Source organism: Bacillus sp. MM09(2025) (genome assembly GCF_050496725.1).
GTDB lineage: Bacteria > Bacillota > Bacilli > Bacillales > Bacillaceae > Bacillus > Bacillus pumilus.
The window spans coordinates 969,680-987,025 of sequence record NZ_JBNWEN010000004.1 but is presented as its reverse complement, the minus strand read 5'-3'; the positions used below and the strand labels follow the sequence as shown (position 1 = coordinate 987,025).

At 42.5% G+C, this 17,346-nt stretch carries 17 protein-coding genes; 11 read left to right on the top strand and 6 right to left on the bottom strand.

Features of this window, described 5'->3' with window-relative positions; translation table 11 throughout:
• Positions 1 to 85: 85 nt before the first annotated feature.
• Complete coding sequence (locus ACQYAC_RS11400) at positions 86 to 247, top strand: hypothetical protein (protein WP_155114466.1); 162 nt, start codon at positions 86 to 88, stop codon at positions 245 to 247.
• A gap of 176 nt (positions 248 to 423) precedes the next feature.
• On the opposite strand, the gene ACQYAC_RS11395 is transcribed toward ACQYAC_RS11400, so the two are convergent.
• A complete protein-coding gene (locus tag ACQYAC_RS11395) occupies positions 424 to 609 on the bottom strand; it encodes a 2-hydroxymuconate tautomerase (RefSeq protein ID WP_003214939.1) in 186 nt (61 codons plus the stop codon).
• Positions 610 to 716: 107 nt separating this feature from the next.
• On the opposite strand from ACQYAC_RS11395, the gene ACQYAC_RS11390 reads away from it, so the two are divergent.
• Both ACQYAC_RS11390 and ACQYAC_RS11385 read left to right on the top strand, forming a co-directional pair.
• Positions 717 to 1,379 (top strand): site-2 protease family protein, encoded by a 663-nt coding sequence (locus ACQYAC_RS11390; RefSeq protein ID WP_429943311.1) that lies wholly within the window; start codon positions 717 to 719, stop codon positions 1,377 to 1,379.
• Positions 1,380 to 1,391: 12 nt separating this feature from the next.
• The gene (locus ACQYAC_RS11385; RefSeq protein WP_058013442.1) at positions 1,392 to 1,910 is read left to right on the top strand and encodes a YwhD family protein; all 519 of its coding nucleotides are present in this window, start codon (positions 1,392 to 1,394) and stop codon (positions 1,908 to 1,910) included.
• A gap of 125 nt (positions 1,911 to 2,035) precedes the next feature.
• On the opposite strand, the gene ACQYAC_RS11380 is transcribed toward ACQYAC_RS11385, so the two are convergent.
• Positions 2,036 to 4,105 carry a transglycosylase domain-containing protein gene (locus ACQYAC_RS11380; RefSeq protein ID WP_429943310.1) on the bottom strand — a complete coding sequence of 690 codons (2,070 nt, stop codon included), beginning with the start codon at positions 4,103 to 4,105 and terminating at the stop codon, positions 2,036 to 2,038.
• A gap of 224 nt (positions 4,106 to 4,329) precedes the next feature.
• Here ACQYAC_RS11380 and speE point away from each other — a divergent pair, with 224 nt between their 5' ends.
• The 5 genes from speE to argS all read left to right on the top strand — a co-directional run bounded on the left by speE (position 4,330) and on the right by argS (position 8,746).
• On the top strand, positions 4,330 to 5,160 hold the full coding sequence (speE, locus tag ACQYAC_RS11375) for a spermidine synthase (RefSeq protein WP_003214614.1): 831 nt from the start codon (positions 4,330 to 4,332) through the stop codon (positions 5,158 to 5,160).
• 69 nt (positions 5,161 to 5,229) lie between these two features.
• Positions 5,230 to 6,102 carry an agmatinase gene (speB, locus tag ACQYAC_RS11370; RefSeq protein WP_003214818.1) on the top strand — a complete coding sequence of 291 codons (873 nt, stop codon included), beginning with the start codon at positions 5,230 to 5,232 and terminating at the stop codon, positions 6,100 to 6,102.
• A gap of 79 nt (positions 6,103 to 6,181) precedes the next feature.
• Positions 6,182 to 6,529: a hypothetical protein gene (locus ACQYAC_RS11365; RefSeq protein WP_268466891.1), complete on the top strand. Its 348-nt coding sequence runs from the start codon at positions 6,182 to 6,184 to the stop codon at positions 6,527 to 6,529.
• Positions 6,530 to 6,653: 124 nt separating this feature from the next.
• A complete protein-coding gene (locus tag ACQYAC_RS11360; protein WP_058013446.1) occupies positions 6,654 to 7,076 on the top strand; it encodes a DUF1934 domain-containing protein in 423 nt (140 codons plus the stop codon).
• The gene (gene argS, locus ACQYAC_RS11355) at positions 7,073 to 8,746 is read left to right on the top strand and encodes an arginine--tRNA ligase (RefSeq protein WP_058013447.1); all 1,674 of its coding nucleotides are present in this window, start codon (positions 7,073 to 7,075) and stop codon (positions 8,744 to 8,746) included. Before ACQYAC_RS11360 ends, argS begins: the two co-directional genes overlap by 4 nt.
• 412 nt (positions 8,747 to 9,158) lie before the next feature.
• Here argS and ACQYAC_RS11350 read toward each other — a convergent pair whose 3' ends face one another.
• Positions 9,159 to 10,130: a S66 family peptidase gene (locus tag ACQYAC_RS11350; protein WP_429943309.1), complete on the bottom strand. Its 972-nt coding sequence runs from the start codon at positions 10,128 to 10,130 to the stop codon at positions 9,159 to 9,161.
• Between the two features lie 156 nt (positions 10,131 to 10,286).
• Between ACQYAC_RS11350 and cls (ACQYAC_RS11345) the strand changes: the two genes are divergently transcribed.
• The 3 genes from cls (ACQYAC_RS11345) to ACQYAC_RS11335 all read left to right on the top strand — a co-directional run bounded on the left by cls (ACQYAC_RS11345) (position 10,287) and on the right by ACQYAC_RS11335 (position 14,681).
• Positions 10,287 to 11,789: a cardiolipin synthase gene (cls, locus tag ACQYAC_RS11345; protein WP_339164277.1), complete on the top strand. Its 1,503-nt coding sequence runs from the start codon at positions 10,287 to 10,289 to the stop codon at positions 11,787 to 11,789.
• A 105-nt stretch (positions 11,790 to 11,894) separates the two neighbouring features.
• A complete protein-coding gene (locus ACQYAC_RS11340; protein ID WP_339164275.1) occupies positions 11,895 to 13,610 on the top strand; it encodes an ABC transporter ATP-binding protein in 1,716 nt (571 codons plus the stop codon).
• Positions 13,611 to 13,682: 72 nt separating this feature from the next.
• Positions 13,683 to 14,681: a S66 family peptidase gene (locus ACQYAC_RS11335; protein ID WP_339164272.1), complete on the top strand. Its 999-nt coding sequence runs from the start codon at positions 13,683 to 13,685 to the stop codon at positions 14,679 to 14,681.
• Between the two features lie 29 nt (positions 14,682 to 14,710).
• Here ACQYAC_RS11335 and ACQYAC_RS11330 read toward each other — a convergent pair whose 3' ends face one another.
• The 3 genes from ACQYAC_RS11330 to cls (ACQYAC_RS11320) form a co-directional block, all read right to left on the bottom strand.
• Complete coding sequence (locus ACQYAC_RS11330; RefSeq protein WP_003215306.1) at positions 14,711 to 14,965, bottom strand: hypothetical protein; 255 nt, start codon at positions 14,963 to 14,965, stop codon at positions 14,711 to 14,713.
• 73 nt (positions 14,966 to 15,038) lie between these two features.
• Positions 15,039 to 16,001, bottom strand: coding sequence for a UV DNA damage repair endonuclease UvsE (gene uvsE, locus ACQYAC_RS11325; RefSeq protein WP_429943308.1), 963 nt, complete (start codon positions 15,999 to 16,001; stop codon positions 15,039 to 15,041).
• 12 nt (positions 16,002 to 16,013) lie between these two features.
• Positions 16,014 to 17,210 (bottom strand): cardiolipin synthase, encoded by a 1,197-nt coding sequence (gene cls, locus ACQYAC_RS11320; RefSeq protein ID WP_339164267.1) that lies wholly within the window; start codon positions 17,208 to 17,210, stop codon positions 16,014 to 16,016.
• Between the last annotated feature and the right edge of the window lie 136 nt (positions 17,211 to 17,346).

Below are 17,346 nucleotides of genomic sequence, written 5' to 3'. Positions count from 1 at the left end.
AAACAATAATTATTGATTTTGTCAAAAAGTACATCTCATCCAAGATAATAGACTTATTAACATTGACTAAATAGGGGTCATATAAATGAAGAAATTATTTATCTTATTATTAATGATATCAATCGCTGTCATAATAGTTGTCGTATCTACAGGTAGTCATCAAATTGTTGTAGGCAAGTTAATTATTATTTTTTGTTCGACTTTGGCTACAACAAGTGTTTTGAAAATAATTGGCACAAGAAAATAATTTTTAGCCTCACAATCTTTACGTGAATACGAATTTAATAATGATCTATTCTAAACAAAACAGATTGAGTTTATATAGAGAGGGTTAATAACTGGATACAACTCTAATTTTGTTTGAATTCATTTAGCAAGCATATAAAAGACGTCTCTTTAGAAAAAGAGACGTCTTTTATATGCTTACAGGTCGCTCATGCGTTTTCCTGCTACGGCATAGTGTTCTTTTTTCATTTCTTCAATAATGACAGAGACTTTTTCTGCACCTGCGCCTGTTGTTTCAACAACAGCATCAGTGACTTTCTCCACAAGAGCTCGTTTCTGCTCGTCTGTTCTTCCTTCAAGCATTTGTACGGTGACAATCGGCAATGCAAAAACCTCCTTTTTCCTTTAATGCTACGCTTCCCTTTAGTTTAAGGGACTTCTTATAGTATACTGAATGAAGTAAATCATTGTATAGAAAGAAAGAGGGATTCATGCCTTTGAACCAATTTCTTGTGTATCCATTAGAACTGATTCCATATGTCGCCATTACGCTTGTTGTTGCATTTACGATGCACGAGCTGGCGCATGCATATGTTGCGTATCGTTTCGGAGACCCGACAGCTAAGAACCAAGGGAGACTCACATTAAATCCACTGAAGCATCTTGATGTATTTGGGACGATTTTGATCTTTGTCGCTGGTTTTGGCTGGGCGAGGCCTGTGCCGGTGAATCGATACCATTTTAAAAACCCGCGCTTAGCAGGAATCTGTGTCTCGATTGCTGGTCCTTTAAGTAACTTGGTGTTGGCGTTTCTAGGCTGTTTCGTGTACGTGCTTCTTCAGAAATTTGGCGGGGAGTCGCTCATGCGCTTTGAGCCTGGAGTGGATTATTTCTTCCGAATCTTTATAAACTTGAACGTCATTTTGTTCCTATTTAACCTATTGCCAATTCCGCCGCTGGATGGGTATCGTATTATTGAGGACGTCGTCAGTCCCCATATCCGTGCGAAAATGACGCAATTCGAACAATATGGGATCATTATTTTTCTCATATTCGTGATAACGCCGCTAGGACAGTTTATTTTTGGTCCATTGATCGGAATGCGGGATCAAATCATATACTGGTTTAATCTTATTTTGAAGCCGCTGCTTTAGGAGGTTTAATGAATGGAAGGTAAAAAGAAGAAACCAATTGGTTTTAATATCATTAAAAAAACAGACGCAACTGACGGACACGGAGGCTTTGGTGCGGGTGCACTCAGCCTAGATAACATTTCGCCAGTGATCATTGATGTAGAGGAAAAGGAAGCTGTCATTGATATTGGTGCAATGCATGCAAGAAGTGCCGTGGAAAAAGGGATTAAATTCTTGAAAAGCAAAGAAGAGGTACCGAACGGAAAGCCGTATTGGCTCGTATGGGTAACCATTGACCGTAGAGAAGTAGGTCCTTATTATGCGGGTGTGACGGCTTGCGAAATGACCGTCGACCGTTCAATCCGCCGCGGGTATAAGTCGCTTCCAGAGCATGTGAATTTAATGGATAAATCAATGAAGCGAAAAATCGTCGTCAGTCATATGGATGATGTATCGAAAAAGGTACTGGCTGATTTCTTGAAGAGTCATAATGAAGCACTATGGGAAGCATCTACAGAAGAATTAAAAGAAGGATTGGCTGTCCCTGAATAATTGTGAAATTTTTGTGAAGAATGGTGAATTGCTACCAATTCCAGCTGATTTTTGAGTAAACTGGTGTTAAAGCTAGGACATGGAGAATCCCGAGATGCAAATCTCGGGGTTTTTCATGTCTTTTTTTAACGTTTCAGCCACTTTTCCCACCATTTCTTTGGCCTTTGATCTTGAACCGGATCTTCCTCAGAAGATTTATCCTCAGCACCGTAGCACACACCTGTCGGCTCCGTTCCTTCTATAAAATAGGTGAATACCTTTGATTCACATCCTGGACCCGCGAGATCGCCGGTTTTTGGATTGATATACACACCTTTTACACCGTCTGGCGGCATGAAGGAGGACGCTGGCTGTTTGGAGAGGGCTGATTCCATAAAGGATGCCCATATCTTTTTTGCATAAGCTGTTTCTTCGACCGAGTCAATGGTACGCCCTTTATCATAGCCCGTCCACACACCTGTGACGAGCTGGGGAGAGAAGCCGATCATCCAGCTGTCGGCTCCTGTCGTTCCCGATTTCCCTCCGTATGTTCGCGTGAGATCCTTCATAATGGTGCGGCCAGTGACACTCGTATAGCCGTTTAACTGATCATTGAACATTCCTGACATCATGTCGGTGGTGACAAAGGCTGCCTTTTCATCTAAGACTTGCTCTCGTTTTTGTTTTTCTTCAAAAAGCACGTTACCTTTTGCATCCGTTACTTTTGTAATAAAGGTGGGTTTGACTCGTTTTCCGCCATTGACAAGCATGGCGTAAGCATTGGTCATTTCAATTGGTTTGACAGGGGACGTGCCTAGGGCAAGTGACGGCACTTGATCTAGTTTTTCGTTGATGCCGAATGTTTTGCCGGCACGTACGAGCTGCTCCATTCCTAAAAAAAGATGGGTTTTCACAGCATAAATATTATCAGACAGCGCCAAGGCTTGAAGCATGGTAATGCCGTCATTGGCGTAATAGCCATGATAATTGCTTGGTGAATAAGCAGCACCGCTTCCTTGATCATCGAGCTCAAAAACCGTTTCTTCACTTCGCATGACGGTTGCTGGTGTAAACCCATTTTGCAAGGCAATGTAATAGAGAAGAGGCTTCATTGTTGAACCGGGCTGTCTTTTCGCTTGTGTGACCCGGTTGAATGGACTTTTCTCATAATCTCTTCCTCCGATGAGGGCGAGTACATGACCTGTTTGGGGATGGATAGCAGTAAAGCCGATTTGGATGTCTGATTTCGAATAGATTGTGTTTTGTAACGTTTTCTCAGCCATTTTCTGTAACTCTGGATTTAAAGTCGTTTGGATATGAAGACCATAAGTTTCGATCTGTTCCTCAGTTAACCCCAAGCTTTGTTTCAACTCACGAATCACATCATCATAAAAATACGGGGCTTGCTTTGCTTGCAGCTGCTTCTTCTGCAAAGGGCGATAGGACAGTTTTTCTTTCGCGGCTTCAGCAGCTGCCTTTTTCGTAATCATGCCGTCCTCTTGCATGTGTCTCAAAATCATATTCTTTCTTGCGCCGGCTTTCTCTTCATTCACATAAGGGGAGTAGAGAGAAGGGCCCTTTGGGATACCGGCAAGTAAGGCAGATTCAGCGAGGGTCAAATTCTTCGCTTTTTTCCCGAAATACAGACGGGACGCCGCTTCCACGCCGTAAGCTCCGTGACCATAATAAATGGTGTTCAAGTATCCTTCTAAAATCTCATCTTTTGTATAGTTTTGCTCTAAGCGGATCGTGTAAAAGGCTTCATTCCACTTCCGCTTCCACGTTTTATCATGATCTAAATACAGATTTCGTGCATATTGCTGGGTGATCGTGCTGGCGCCTTGTACCTTAGCCATAGCACGAATATCCGCCACTGCAGCACCCGCCATCCGTTTCACATCAAAGCCATGATGCTCATAAAAGGTTTTATCCTCAACAGCTACAGCTGCCTGTCTGATATGAGGTGACATGTCCTTTAAGGGCACCCAATATCTCTTTTCTCCAAAGCTGGATTCTCCAAGCTTTGAACCATCGGCTGCATAAATCGTCGTAGATTGGGGAACTTGAACAGAGGGGGCACCTTGCCATTTGGCTATTAAAAGAATCGTCAAAAAGACAGTGCCTGCAAATAGAAAAGCGAGCAAGCCAATAAAAAAACAGGCTCGAATCGTTTTCACGGTCATGCGGATTTTTTTATTACTCATGATTGTGTCCATGCAAAGCCCCCATTTTGACGGTTTTTTATCAGTATGGAACAAAGAAAACCGTTTTAAACAAATGATTGCAAGAGCATGCATGAAAATTGAAGAGAACTCATGCGGTTCTTTACAATTTGATATGAATCCACTATACTTTTTTCTTGGACAATCGATATAGTCATAGCCGATAAAGGCGCTAACAATAGATGTTTGTTTATTATTGGATGAGAGGAAGATGGACAATGAGCGAACTTTGGTATACAGAGAAGCAAACGAAGAATTTTGGTATTACATTGAAGGTGAACAAAACCCTTCATACAGAACAAACAGATTTTCAGCATTTAGAAATGGTGGAAACAGAAGAGTTTGGCAATATGCTGTTTTTAGACGGTATGGTGATGACATCTGAGAAAGATGAGTTTGTATACCACGAAATGGTGGCACATGTTCCTCTTTTTACTCATCCAAACCCGGAAAATGTTCTTGTCGTAGGCGGAGGAGACGGCGGTGTCATTCGTGAAATCCTGAAGCATCCAAGTGTGAAAAAAGCGACACTTGTTGATATTGATGGCAAAGTCATTGAATACTCGAAGAAATTCCTTCCTTCGATTGCTGGAAAACTAGACGATCCTCGTGTAGATGTCAAAGTCGGAGATGGCTTTATGCATATTGCTGAAGCTGACAATGAGTATGATGTCATCATGGTGGATTCAACAGAACCAGTTGGGCCAGCTGTGAACCTGTTCTCTAAAGGCTTTTACGCAGGGATTTCAAAAGCACTCAAAGAAGACGGTATTTTCGTGGCACAAACGGACAACCCTTGGTTCACACCTGAGCTGATTACAAATGTACAGCGTGATGTGAAAGAGATTTTCCCAATCACGAAGCTTTACACAGCAAATATTCCAACGTATCCAAGTGGTCTTTGGACATTTACCATCGGTTCAAAAAAATATGATCCACTTGCTGTAGAAGACAGCCGTTTCTTTGATATTGACACGAAATATTACACAAAAGAATTGCACAAAGCGGCATTCGTTCTGCCGAAATTTGTAAGCGACTTAATCAAATAAATCAAGCGAAGTGGAAATGCGCAAATGACAGTTTGCGCATTTTTTGAAGCGTAAAAGGAGGAATCTTGCATGAGATTCGACGAGGCTTATTCAGGAAAAGTGTTTATTGGAAGTCATCCGACATGGGAAGATGCAAAAGTCATTTTATACGGGATGCCGATGGATTGGACCGTCAGTTATAGACCAGGCTCACGTTTTGGCCCAAACCGTATTCGCGAAGTGTCGATTGGATTAGAGGAATACAGCCCTTATTTAGATCGTGAGCTGCACGAGGTACCATTCTTTGATGCCGGTGACATACCGCTTCCTTTTGGAAATGCACAGAAAAGCTTAGACTTAATTGAAGAGTATGTCGACAGCATTTTAGAAAAAGGGAAGTTTCCATTAGGAATGGGAGGCGAGCATCTTGTGTCTTGGCCTGTTTTCCGCGCGATGCATAAGAAATATCCTGATTTGGCGATTATCCATATGGACGCACATACGGATCTTCGTGAGGAATACGAGGGTGAGCCGCTGTCTCATTCAACACCGATTCGTAAAGTAGCAGGACTCATTGGACCTGAAAATGTATTCTCTTTTGGGATTCGTTCTGGGATGAAGGAAGAATTTGAATGGGCAAAAGAAGCGGGCATGCATATTTCTAAATTTGAAGTGCTGGAGCCGTTGAAGCAAGTATTGCCAAAGCTGAAGGGGCGTCCAGTTTATGTGACGATCGACATTGATGTACTCGACCCAGCTCATGCACCTGGTACAGGCACGGTGGATGCTGGCGGTATTACATCAAAAGAGCTGCTTGCTTCCATTCATGCCATTGCAGGATCTGAGGTTCAAGTAGTTGGTGCAGACCTTGTAGAGGTAGCACCTGTATACGATCATTCCGACCAAACAGCGAATACAGCGAGCAAGCTTTTACGCGAAATGCTTCTTGGATTTGTGAAATAATAACTTGATAGAGGAGCTTGTCATCTCATATGGACAAGCTCTTTTTTTTACATTGGTCAAAAAATAAAGGAGGCAGCTCATGTTTTCGTCAATATTGATGGTGCTTCTCGCTTTATGTGTGTTAGGGGCAGGCTTTCTCACACTGAAACGAGAGCTCGCAGCTGAGCCGCCTGTTTTTGCTTCGAAAAAGGAAGCAAAGGAAGAGATGTTGGGGCTGTTTCAGGATCGAGGCTTTTTCTATCTGACAGCCATTGCGTTATTCATGCAGGTGGTATTTAAGCAGTCGCAGATCGTGCCATTTGATTTTTTTCAGGCATTTTTGACAAGTTCAGGCGTACAAGCTCTTTTTTATTTCATCAAAAGAAAAGACAGGGGCGTAAAGGCTGGATTGGTGGTATTAGTGAGTTTCCTGTTTCTTTTTTTCTAAAGGGATGGCGTAAGATCGAAAACGAAGTTTAATCACCGTGAAGAAGAGAAATGATGGTATGATAGGCGATCATGAATATGGTATACTATTTTAGTTAAACGGGTCTTAGCAAAGGAAGTGCAAAATGACACAAAACCAAATTTCAATTCATGTAAAGTCAGTGATGAAACCAGAGACGGAGCCGGCTGAAACGATTGAATTCCGCACGACTGGAACGTATCAAGAAAAGAATGACAAAACGTATCTCACTTACCATGAAGAACATGAAATGGGTCAAGTAAAAACCGTTGTGAAAATGAGTGAAAAAGAAATTTTTGTCATGAGATCAGGGGCCATTCAAATGAAGCAGCGCTTTCTCATCGGAGAAACGACTATTACACATTACACGATGCCATTCGGTACACTACAGCTTGATGTACACACACATGGCATTGATCTCGATGTGGACAAGGGACTGCTGCACATTACGTACGATATGCTGACAGGGGAAGATCAAAAGCATTTACATACATTATCGATTTCGTATAAGGAGGATTTACGTTCATGAATATCGCAGAACAGGTCAAAGATGCGTTAAAAGAAGAAATTATCGCGGCAGTCGTCAAAGCAGGACTTGCTGATGAAAGCCAGGTACCAGATGTCCTTTTAGAAGTGCCGAAAGACAAAACTCACGGTGATTACTCCACGAACATGGCGATGCAGCTTGCCCGCATTGCAAAAAAAGCACCTCGTCAAATCGCAGAGGACATTGTCAAAGCGTTTGATAAAGGGAAAGCATCTATTGAAAAACTGGATATCGCAGGTCCAGGATTTATTAACTTTTATATGAACAATCAGTATTTAACAAAGCTGATCCCAGCTGTCCTTGAAGCAAAAGAGGCATATGGTGAAACGAATACAGGCGGCGGCCAAAAGGTGCAAGTTGAATTCGTCTCAGCCAACCCGACAGGTGACCTTCACCTTGGACATGCCCGCGGAGCAGCTGTAGGTGATTCTCTTTGCAACATCCTTGATAAAGCAGGCTTCGAGGTGAGCCGTGAATACTATATCAACGATGCAGGAAATCAGATCAATAACCTCGCTTTATCTGTAGAAGTACGTTACTTTGAGGCACTCGGTCTTGAAAAAGAGATGCCTGAAGACGGCTATAGAGGAGAAGACATCAAAGGCATCGGGCAAAAGCTGGCAGATGAATTTGGTGACCGTTTCGTGCATGAGCCAGAAGAAGAGCGTATGAAGTTCTTCCGTGAATACGGCTTAAAATACGAATTAGAGAAATTACGCGTAGACCTTGAGAATTTCCGTGTCCCATTTGATGTATGGTATTCAGAAACGTCTTTATATGAAAACGGAAAAATCGAACCAGCGCTGGAAACCCTTCGCGCTAAAGGCTATGTCTTTGAAGAAGATGGCGCAACGTGGCTGCGTTCAACTGATTTTGGTGATGACAAGGACCGTGTGCTCATTAAAAAAGACGGCAGCTTCACTTACTTGCTTCCAGATATCGCATATCATAAAGACAAGCTAGACAGAGGCTTTGATCAACTCATTAACATTTGGGGAGCGGACCATCATGGCTATATCCCTCGAATGAAGGCGGCGATCCAAGCACTTGGATATCCTGCTGGCAAGCTTGAAGTAGAAATCATTCAGCTCGTTCACCTTTACAAAAACGGTGAAAAGATGAAGATGAGTAAGCGTACAGGAAAAGCCGTCACCATGCGTGATCTGATTGAAGAAGTAGGCCTAGATGCCACTCGTTATTTCTTCGCGATGAGAAGTGCGGCGACACATATGGACTTTGACCTAGACTTAGCGATTTCTACGTCTAACGAAAACCCTGTGTACTACGCACAATATGCCCATGCGAGAATTTGCAGCATGCTGCGTCAAGGTGAAGAAAAAGGCTACGAGCCAAACCTTGAAAAAGCAGATTTCTCTCACATTCAATCGGAAAAAGAATACGATCTTCTCAAAATCATTGGCAGCTTCCCAGAAGTTGTAGCAGAAGCAGCTGAAAAGCGTATTCCGCACCGCGTGACGAACTATATTTATGACCTTGCATCAGCCCTTCACAGCTTCTACAATGCCGAGAAGGTCATTGATGTAGAAAATGAAACAAAAACAACAGCACGTCTTTCACTTATGAAAGCAACACAAATTACGCTGGCGAATGCATTAAAACTAATCGGTGTATCGGCTCCGGAAAAGATGTAATACAAAAAAGCCCCGCTCTACTATAGGAGTGGGGCTTTTTGATATAAAAAAACCCGCTATCTTTTAAGGACAGCGGAGAAGTTGAACATTACCCAAGCGTATTAATAATATTAGAAATAGAATCAAATAATTGGCTAAGTACATCAGAAAACATAGATTGTATCCTCCCTTCGGCAAGCATGTAGTATGTGTGCGTTAATGGGATTATCCAAGTGTATTAATCATGTTAGAGATAGAATCGAATAATTGGCTAAGTACATCAGAGAACATATTTTTGCCTCCTCTCTTTTCTTTTTACATCTACTTAACGAAGGGGATGGAGGGTTGGATCACTTTTTCTAAAAAAATTTTAAAAAAGATGGTGGCATAGAAAAAAGCACCACATATTCGGGTGCTTTTTTGCCTTTATTAGTTATGAATGAATGCGCAGCTTCACGTCTCCATTTTCACACGCTAACTGAACGCTTCCGCCAATCGGTAAGGTGAAAACCGGCTGCGTATGTCCGATATCGACATCGTAGATCACGGGAATGTGTTTGAGCATTGGGTGTTTATCTAAAATGAACTTTAAATGTTCCTTTGTCATCTTGGATTTCTTCTGAAAGCGTCCGATGATCAACCCTTTAATTGATTCTGCCTGCTGCAAGAGGGATGTGAGGTCTCTGGCAAACATTTCAGGGAAAATCAACTCATCATCCTCCACAAATAAGATGGTATCCTTCAGATGAGGCATAAACGTTGTCCCTTGCAGTAAGTTCAGTGTACAAAGGTTCCCTCCATACAAGGTGCCTTCGGCTGTTCCTTCCTGATATATTCCCCATTTCGTCGGATGAAACTGTCTGTTCGCTTGATCAAGATACCACGCATCATCACTCCACTTTGTCGAAGGGGTCACATCAAAAGACTCACTGCCATTCATCAAGCAGGCTTGAAACATAGCGGTCTGCTCCTCTTGTCCCTGCTCCATTTGAAAGCTGGAGAAATGGGGTCCAGAGTATGTCACCATCTCACATTTGGCAGTAATAGCACTTGCGAGTGCGGTAATATCACTGTAGCCGCAAAGAACTTTAGGATGCTGACGAATCAAGTCGTAATCAATGTAAGGCAAAAGTTCATTGCAATTGAAGCCTCCAATGGCAGTCAAAATACCGTCGACTTCTTCATCTGTGAACGCCTTATGCAAATCAGACAAGCGGTGTTCAATAGATGAAGAGGAATGAAGATCACATTCAAATGCGTGCTGTCCAAATGAAACAGTGAAACCTAACATCTCTAAACGCTTTTTTGCTTGAGCGATTCCTTCTTTTGATAAAATGCTGGCACTTCGGCTTGGAGCAATGACACGAAGATGGCTGCCTTTTTTTAAAGGAGAGGGTGTATGCATAAACAAATCTTCCTTTCCATCACATATTTCTCCATTATATCGGATCAAATAGCGCAAGTCTGTAAAGGCTAGGAAAAAGGAATGGATCGTGCGTTTCATACAAGCTGTGCAAAGGGTATGGAAGAGAAAAGACAGAAACGAATGAGGGCGGAGAATGTGAAAAAGAGGAGACTGGAATTTTTATTTTTATATTTTATGATATTCGGGGCATATGTGGTGTATTGGTGGCCGGTGCCAGCGTGGAGTGTTCAGCTGTACGCAGCAGTTTATATCGCCATTATTTTATTTAGTATCATCTCACTCATGCTAGAGAACCGTACATCACAGCACACACTCTTATGGATGTATGTGCTGATCTTTTTCCCGATCATTGGCTATATGTTTTATTTGTTCTCGGGACAGCTCTATGTGAAAGGTCATTTATTCAAATCAAAGAGAATGTACAACCGTGAAAAACTACGCAGAATATCTGAGCTTGAGAGCAAGCCGGATGAATCAAGTCTAACCGAAAATCAGCGGACTTTTTTTCATTACACAGAAAAAGCAACAGGCATGCATGTGAACACAAATAGTGACATGGACATTTTAAAAAATGGGGAGGAGACGTTTCCTCGTATTTTTGAAGAATTAAAAAAGGCAAAATCGTTCATCCATATAGAATACTACATGTTCAAATCAGATTTCCTCGGGCACCGGATGATGGAGATTCTGATAGAAAAAGTGAAAGAAGGGGTAGAGGTTCGCTTCATCTATGATGCGGCTGGCAGCATTCGCTTTTCTCGGAAAGATATTAAACGCTTGAAGCAGGCGGGTGTCAAGGTTGCTCCTTTTCTGCCTTTAAAATATGGTTTCTTTAATCAAAAATTCAATTTCCGTAATCACCGAAAAATCGTGATCATTGATGGGAAGACAGGATTTGTCGGCGGCTTAAATGTCGGAAAAGAATATGTAGGACGTGATGAAAATATCGGGTTTTGGCGTGATACGCATACCATGTTAAAGGGTGAGGCTGTCCAAACCCTTCACTCTGTTTTTATGCTCGACTGGGAGTATGTATCAGATGAAGTATTAATTGATGATCCGAAATATCATATGCCGCATCCTGTGACGGGAGAGGATGTCATTCAGGTTGTACCAACTGGACCTGATATGAAAGAAAGTATGAGTGATTTATATGATGCACTCATCTCAAATGCGAAACAATTTGTCTGGATTGCGACACCTTATTTTGTCCCAAATGAATCCATTCGTACGGCGTTGAAAATTGCTGCGACAAGAGGGGTGGATGTCCGGGTGATGGTTCCGGAGATCAATGATGGCTTTCTCACACAATACGCCACACGATCGTATTTTTCTGAGCTCCTAAAAGAGGGCATCAAAGTGTATCACTATCAAAAAGGCTTCATGCATCAAAAAGTGATGATCGCAGATGGAGAACTTGCCTCTGTCGGTACCGCAAATGTGGATATGAGAAGCTTTCAGCTCAATTTTGAGGTCAATGTCTTTACGGCCGCGAAAAAGCCCATTGAGCAGCTGATGACCCATTATGAAGAGGATATGAAAGAATGTGAGCAAATGGGGCCTGTTCATTTTTATAAAAGAGGCTTAAAAGAGCGCTTAAAGGAATCATTTGCTCGGTTATTTTCTGGCGTGCTATGAGGCTTTCCAGTCGAAGAAATCATTTCCTCATCTAGTATTTTGAAGAGGATTCCTCTATAATTGAAAATGATTATCAATTATAGAGGAAATGAGGTTCTTTTACATATGCTAAAACGCTTTTTCGCCTATTACAGGCCTTATCGAGGTCTTTTCTTTTTAGATTTCTTTTGTGCTGTTGCCGTTGGATTGATGGAACTGGGATTTCCGCTTATCGTGAACTACTTCATTGATACTTTGTTGCCAACAGGGAACTGGACGGTCATTGTCTGGACAGCACTTGCGCTGTTTGTCATTTATGCCCTCAGCTCGGTGATGCAATTTATTGTGTCATATTGGGGGCACATGCTTGGCATCAATATTGAAACAGATATGAGGAAAAAGCTGTTTGATCACTTTCAGCGCCTATCCTTTAAGTTTTTTGACAACAACAAAACGGGTAAGCTTATGTCACGGATGACAAACGACCTCATGTACATTGGAGAGGTGGCGCATCATGGTCCTGAAGATTTGTTTATAGCGATTATGACGATTCTTGGTGCCTTTGCAGTCATGCTGATGATTAACTGGCAGCTGGCTATTTTAACCTTCCTCATCATGCCTGTCATCATTTGGCTCGCCCTTCATTTTAATAAGAAGATGACGAAGGCGATTACACAGCTCAACAATGACATTGGAGACTTTCATGCAAGGGTTGAAAACAATATCGGCGGCATACGTCTTGTTCAAGCCTTTGCCAATGAGCATTTTGAGAAAAAGCGTTTTGCTGAAAACAACAACCGTTTTCGGAAAGCGAAGCTTCTTTCCTATAAAATTATGTCGGTCAATGGATCGATCAGCTATATTCTGACACGTCTTGTGACACTGTTTGTCCTTCTCGCAGGTACATGGTTTGTCCTGCAAGGCCAATTAACGGCAGGTGGCTTTATCGCATTTGTTCTGATTACGAATGTTTTATTTAGACCAATTGATAAAATCAACACGGTCATTGAAATGTATCCAAAAGGCATTGCAGGCTTTAAAAGCTATGTGGATTTGCTAGAAACAGAGCCGGATGTGAAGGATACAGAGGAAGCACGTGATGTTTACGGATTGAAAGGTGAGATTGAATATCGAAACGTAACATTTGGCTACGATGAACACAGTCATGTGTTAAAGAATATCGATTTGAAGATCAAACAAGGAGAAACGGTTGCGTTTGTCGGGCCTTCAGGAGCGGGGAAATCGACGATTTGCAGTCTGCTGCCTCGTTTTTATGATGTGGATGAAGGGGAGATCACGATAGACGGTGTAAGCACAAAGTCTATGACATTGTCTTCTTTAAGGCAGCAGATCGGTATTGTGCAGCAGGATGTCTTTTTATTCTCAGGCACCATTCGTGAAAACATTGCGTACGGCAACCTAGAAGCCAACGATGCAGAGGTTTGGGAGGCTGTCAGGCGTGCGCATTTAGAGGAACTTGTCCAGCGTTTCCCAGAAGGATTGAATACGGTGATAGGTGAGCGCGGCGTCAAACTGTCAGGCGGTCAAAAGCAGCGCTTGTCAATTGCACGAATGTTCCTGAAAAACCCTTCTATACTCATCCTAGATGAAGCCACATCAGCACTGGATACAGAAACAGAAAAAGCCATACAGGATGCGCTGAGTGAACTGGCAGTCGGCAGGACAACACTCGTCATCGCCCACCGCCTTGCAACAATTAAACACGCCGACCGTATCATTGTCGTGACAGAGGAAGGCATTGAAGAACAAGGCCGCCACCAAGATTTAATTCAAATGGGCGGCGTATACAGCAGACTGCATGAAGCGCAGTTTGGTCATTAAAGAGAAAGCCCTTTTGATCAAGGGCTTTTTTTGTTAGGATAGAAAAAACTCGTGTAGGAGGGATCTGATGGAATGAAGGGGCTTCGGCGATTACAAAAGGGAGATAAGATCGGTATTTTTTCACCTTCAAGTCCTGCATCAGCGACCTCGCCACTTAGGTATGAGCGGGCGAAGAAGTGGCTTGAGCAAAAAGGATTCATTGTGGTACCAGGATTATTAACAGGGAAAGAGGATCACTACCGTTCAGGTACAATTCAAGAACGAGCCAATGAGTTGAATGAGCTAATGGCACGAGAAGACTTGGCGTGCGTCATGTCAATGATTGGCGGGACAAATTCAAATAGTTTGCTGCCTTATCTCGATTTTGAGCTGCTGAATCATCATCCGAAAATCATGATCGGTTATTCAGATGCAACAGCAATTCTTTTAGCCGCTTACGAAAAAACAGGACTGCCTGTATTCTACGGGCCGGCGCTTGTCCCATCCTTTGGCGAGTTTGAACCGTTCGTTGCTTATACATATCAGTCGTTCGAAGACATCCTGATGCAGCCTCAACCCATTCCTTATCAGATTAAAAAACCACCTTTTTGGACGGATGAACGAATCAATTGGGAAGAAAAGACGCGTGATAAAAAGCAGCGTCCGAATGATTGGCTCTGCGTCATAGAAGGACAGGCAGAAGGCCGGTTAATCGGCGGGAACCTGAATGCAATGTACGGCATATGGGGCAGTGAATTCATGCCTGCAATCCAAACAGGAGATATTCTCCTCATTGAAGATTGCATGAAAACCGCTTCAGTTGTAGAAAAAAACTTCTCTTTATTGAAAGTAAATGGAGTGTTTGAGCGGGTATCAGGAATTCTATTGGGGAAACATGAGCTGTTTGATGATGAGGGAACGGGCAAAGAACCTTACGAGATTTTACTTGAAGTGCTTGGAGAGACAAAGAGACCGCTTATCGCAGATTTTGACTGTGCCCATACACATCCGATGCTCACGATGCCGATCGGTGCACAAGTGAAAATGGATGCAGCTTCAAAACAAGTGTGGTTGACGAAAGAGTGGATCTAACAAAAAGAGCAGCCAGCAGCTGCTCTTTTTTATGAAACCTTCTCTTTTTCAAATGGCTGCAAGAGGTCTTGTGCTTTTTTCCCCTCTACGACAATTAAGTAGTCAGATTCTAAATGAGTGAGCCTGAAGGTTTCAAGCTCTACGATGTTCTTGATGTTACACATTGTTTTTTTAGAATACACATATAGACGATGTTGAGCCTGGTGGCATTTTTCATAAAGAGAAATAAGCTTATGTAAATTCAATGCTTTCGCAGCGATTTGGATTGAATAGATCTGAGACATCTTCATATCCTCCTGTTGATTACTTTCTCACAATAGCTTTGTTACCCCCGTTTGCACAGAGATAAACCTTTCTCTATGATTTCCACTCAATGGTTCCTCCGCCCGTTCGCTTGTTGCCTCTTATTGCAGACAGCTCTTCGACGAGTCTGAGCAGGGCCTGATCCTTTAACTTCGCCTCAATCATAAAATCTACGTTACGCCCATACGGTTTTAATGCATGAAAAAGCGGTAAGACAAAGGACATATCTACACCATCCGCATGACTGCGTATGGCTTTTTCTGATTTCGGTGAGGATAAATGAATTTTAGGCGGAATGCCAGTGCTCGTCCAAGTGTCGAACATTCTTGGCAGGATGTCTTCAAGCACGGCATCGTCATCTTTATTGGCTACGTGATGATGGTAATCAAAAACAAAGGGAATACCGTGCTTTTCACATACACCAAGCGTTTCTAACGACGTATACGTTTTGTCATCATTCTCAAGCGTCATCCTCGCCTTGATATCCGCCGGAAGCTGTTTGATATTTTCATCAAAACGTTGAAGTGCCGATTCCTTATCACCATACGCGCCGCCCACATGAATGTTCATATAGCCTTCCTTTTCGAGCTTCATCGCCTCAAGCATTTGATAATGGTACGTCATATCGATCACGGCATTTTCTGTGATTGAAGGCTTAGGGCTAGTAAACAAGGTGAATTGATTTGGGTGAAAGCTCACACGAAGCCCATGCCGTTTTACCAACTCGCCAATTTCAAGAAACTCCTTTTGAAAAGGTGTCACAAAGTCCCAGCGTACCTCGGGGTGGGTCGCAAGCGGGACGATCGAACTCGAAAAACGGTAAAGCGGGATATCATGAGCAATGGCGAAATAAAGCGTTCTTAATGTATTCATGAGATTGGCCTTTGTTGTTCGTAATAACGCCTCTTTTCTCTCTTCCTTTGAGAGCTTGCTGTATCTTGCAAAGGTCAGCGACTTGGCAGGAGAAGCCTCCCACAAGGTGACGGCATTGGATACATAACCAAATCGATAACGCATAGGTCATCTCCTTTATAAAAAGTACGAGAACATGGCGCCAAGCCATTCCAGCGGACGTGACAGAAGCGAACGCTGTGCCAATTTCTCCTCTGTCATAAGCTCAGACACTTCCATGTGCTCCCGAATCTTTTCCTCTACGTGTGCAGTAAAGGCGGCATCGTCAATGGCGACATCAACTTCCTCGTTTAGAAACAAGCTGCGTTTATCAAAATTTGCCGTACTGATCATACAGCGTCTCTGGTCAATTAGAATGGCTTTCGCATGATAAAATCCTTTATAAAAACGATAAATAAGGCAGCCAGAGGCAATGAGGTCCTTCAAATAATGAAATCCAGCCTCTTTGACAAGTGGATGATCTGCTTTCATTGGGATGATGATTTCAACCGTGACGCCTCGCTTTCGTGCATCAAGCAGTGCACTCAGAAGAGGAGCAGATGGAATAAAGTAAGGTGTACAGATGATGATCTGTTTCCTCGCCTGCTGAATATCTTTGAGGAACAAAGCTTCTAAAGAAAAACCAGCAGTCGCACGTGTTGTGCATTGTAGTGTACCCGGTTCCAAAGCAGGAAAAACTTCATATTGCAGCTGATGAATGCCAGATGTCCGGTATAAATCATTCAAAAACACATGCTGAAGATCTGCGACAACTTGCCCCGTCATGCGCAAATGATAATCCTTCCAAATGCCAAACCGACCCTTTTTCCCAACATATTCATCACCGACATTAAACCCGCCAATATAGCCAATCTTTCCATCAATCACTGTGATTTTACGATGATTTCTCATGTTTAACCGATAAATCAAAAAAGGGAAACGAGGCTTATTTAAAAAGTAAAATTGGATGCCGCTTTTTTCCAGCATATCAATTGAATTTTGATCAAACGGATAGGACCCTAGTCGATCGGTCAGCAAAAAGACTGAAACCCCTTGTTCCGCTTTGGCTTTCAGTGCTTGTAAGACCCTTTGACCAATCTTGTCGTTCTTTACAATAAAGAACATCATATGAATAGAAGAAGAGGCCTGTTGAATATCCGCGAGCAGCTGATCAAAAAATGGTTCGCCATCATGATAAAAGACGGCATCACCGCTTGTTTGGTCAAAAGATCGTTCAAAAGCGCGGGTAGAAAAATATTTCTTTCCCATATAAAGGTCTAACAATATGAGACAAACGATGACAATGAGTACGAGTAGGATGATCAATGCGATCATGAATCTTCCTCCTTTTTTGCATATTTCAATAGTGTACCCAAACGAGTAAAAAATATTGACTGAACACTCATTCATTATTTATGATAGAGGTACAACATGGAAACGGAACAAAGTAGGTTTTGGGGAATGAAAGGGG